Raw genomic sequence first — 2,504 nt, 5'->3', positions numbered from 1 at the left:
GTAAGCGGTCGCTGGCCACCACGGTCAGCTTATCTTGACGGCTTGAAGTTCCAGGGCAGCAGGTCGTCGATGCGGCTTTGCGGGTGGCCGTTGGCGATGGCTGTCAGGGTGGCCTTGAGATAGGCGAAGGGCTCGATGCCGTTGATTTTGCAGGTCTCGATCAGCGATGCGATGCGGCCCCAGGCGACGCCGCCTTCATCGTGACCGGCGAAGAGTGCATTTTTTCGATTGAGGGCGATCGGGCGGATCAGGTTTTCGACCCTGTTGGAGTCGATCTCGACCCGACCGTCCTGCAGGAAGGTTTGCAATCCGTCCCAGTGGTTATGGATATAGGTCAGTTTTTCGCCGAGCCGGGATTTGCTGGATATCTTGCGGCGTTGTGCCTGAAGCCAGTCGCCAAAGGCAGCGACCAGCGGCGCGGTGCGGGCCTGGCGGGCGGACAGACGCTGGCCGGGCGAGACGCCACGGATATCGGCCTCGACGGCATAGAACTCGGCGATACGGCGCAGGCCCTCGGCGGCGACATCCGATCCGTCGCGGTCGAAGACTTCCTTCAGTTTGCGCCGTGCATGTGCCCAGCAATGGGCCACCTGAATGGGGGCACCACCCTTGCGCGAGGGTTTGGTCAGCCGGTTGTAGCCGGTGTAACCGTCGATCTGCAGGATGCCGTCAAAGCCGGTCAGGAAGGTCTCGGCATTCTCGCCCGCGCGGCCGGGGGCATAGAAGTAGACCACGCCGGGCGGGTCCTCGCCGCCCCACGGTCGGTCATCGCGGGCCAGCGCCCAGAGGTATCCGGTCTTCGTCGTCCCGCGCCCCGGGTCCAGCACCGGGGCGGTCGTTTCATCCATGAACAGCTTGGATGAGCGCTTCAGGTGGTCGGCCAGCCGGTCGACAATGGGCTTCAGGTGGAACGCGGCCTTGCCGACCCAGTCGGCCAGCACGGCGCGGTGCAGATCAAGGCCTGCCCGCGCCAGGATCTGGCTCTGCCGGTATAAAGGCAGGTGATCGGCATATTTGCTGACCAGCACATGGGCGAGCGTCGCCTCGGTCGGCAGGCCACCCATGATCAGGTGGCTGGGCGCCGGGGCCTGCGTCACCCCATCGGTGCAGGTCCGGCAGGCATATTTCGGGCGCACGGTGACGATGACGCGCAGCTGCGCAGGCACGATGTCCAGCCGCTCCGAACGGTCTTCGCCGATCTTGTGCATGACACCGCAGCCGCAGGGGCAGATCAGGCTGTCAGGCTCGATGATTTCCTCGATGCGCGGCAATGCGGCCGGCAAGTTGCCGATGGTGCGCTTGGGGGCGGGTTTGCTCGCCTTGTCATCTGCTTTGGCGGACCGGATTTCTTTCTCGGCCTCGACCTCGGCCAGCGCGATGGACAAGTCCTCGAAGGCCAGCTGCCGCTCGTCCTCGGACAGCTTTTCCGACCGCTTCCCATGCAGGGCATGGTTCAGTTCAGCGATCAGGTGCTCTTGCCGCCGGGTGATTTCTGTCAGCGCCGCTACCGTTTCCATCAACGCCTGCACCGCCGCGCGCTGCGCGGCAGGGATGGTGGAAAGGTCGATGACGGGTGCGGTTTGCATGGGCTGGAGCTACCATAAAACCCTCGCAAAAACACGCCAAACCAAGCGGTTGATTCACTCTGCCGCAGCCGGTGGACGCCCCTCCAGCGCCTTGACGCGGCGCCAGTCCAGCCCGGCAAACAGCGCCTCGAACTGGGCATGGTTCAGCGCCATCACCCCGTCCTTGATAGCAGGCCAGGTGAACGTCGCATCCTCCAGCCTTTTGTAGGCCATTACGAGGCCGGTGCCGTCCCAGTATAAGAGCTTCAACCTGTCCGCCCGGCGCGAGCGGAAGACAAAGACCGTCCCGGTGAACGGATCCTTGCGCAGCGCAGACGATACCAGCGCTGCCAAGCCATCATGACCCTTTCTGAAGTCGATGGGCTTTGTCGCGACCATGATCCGAACCCGGTTCGACGGGAACATCATGACGACGGCCCAATCGCCCGCACAATCTCGGCAATTCTTGTGGCTGTCGTGGCACCATCCAGCCGGATCATCACCTGGCCTACGGCGATCTCGATGGGCCCCAAGGGTTGCACTTCAGACTGGTTCGGCTGCTCAGGGCGCGCTGGCACATGTGCCGCCGCTCCATCCGCGAGCACGAGAGGCGCAAAGCAAAAACCGACATCCTCCATCGCGGGCAGGACCAGTTTCCCATCCCGCGCCCGACCACGCCATTCCGACAAATGGTTCGCCCGAAGCCCATACCGCGCCGCAACCGCGTTCACCGTCACGCCAGACTTCAGGCTTTCTGCAACGATCTGCGCCTTGACCTCGTCAGGCCATCGCTTCTGGCCATTGGCCCGTATCTCAACCCCGTAGTCCCTGAGAAAATCCACCGTAGTCGCCATCGAGAAACTCCTGCCCGATATCATTCAGGCGCGGAGTCGCAGGTCAGGCAAAAACTGGGAAGGTGCCGCCCAGGAAACGCTTACG

The 2,504-nt window shown here is 63.5% G+C and carries 3 protein-coding genes; all 3 read right to left on the bottom strand.

All coding sequences use genetic code 11. The annotated features are described in order from the left end of the window. Nucleotides 1-29 precede the first annotated feature (29 nt). Nucleotides 30-1,517 carry an IS66 family transposase gene (gene tnpC, locus HS053_RS22000; protein ID WP_458358916.1) on the bottom strand — a complete coding sequence of 496 codons (1,488 nt, stop codon included), beginning with the start codon at nt 1,515-1,517 and terminating at the stop codon, nt 30-32. A gap of 123 nt (nt 1,518-1,640) precedes the next feature. Continuing rightward, nucleotides 1,641-1,994, bottom strand: coding sequence for an IS66 family insertion sequence element accessory protein TnpB (gene tnpB / locus HS053_RS21995; RefSeq protein WP_174213380.1), 354 nt, complete (start codon nt 1,992-1,994; stop codon nt 1,641-1,643). Continuing rightward, nucleotides 1,991-2,419 carry an IS66-like element accessory protein TnpA gene (tnpA, locus tag HS053_RS21990; protein ID WP_174213379.1) on the bottom strand — a complete coding sequence of 143 codons (429 nt, stop codon included), beginning with the start codon at nt 2,417-2,419 and terminating at the stop codon, nt 1,991-1,993. Before tnpA ends, tnpB begins: the two co-directional genes overlap by 4 nt. Nucleotides 2,420-2,504 lie beyond the last annotated feature (85 nt).

Source organism: Tabrizicola fusiformis (assembly GCF_013328815.1).
In the GTDB taxonomy this organism is placed as follows: Bacteria; Pseudomonadota; Alphaproteobacteria; order Rhodobacterales; family Rhodobacteraceae; genus Fuscibacter.
The sequence above is the reverse complement of the archived record's forward strand: the minus strand, read 5'-3'. Positions and strand labels throughout refer to the sequence as shown.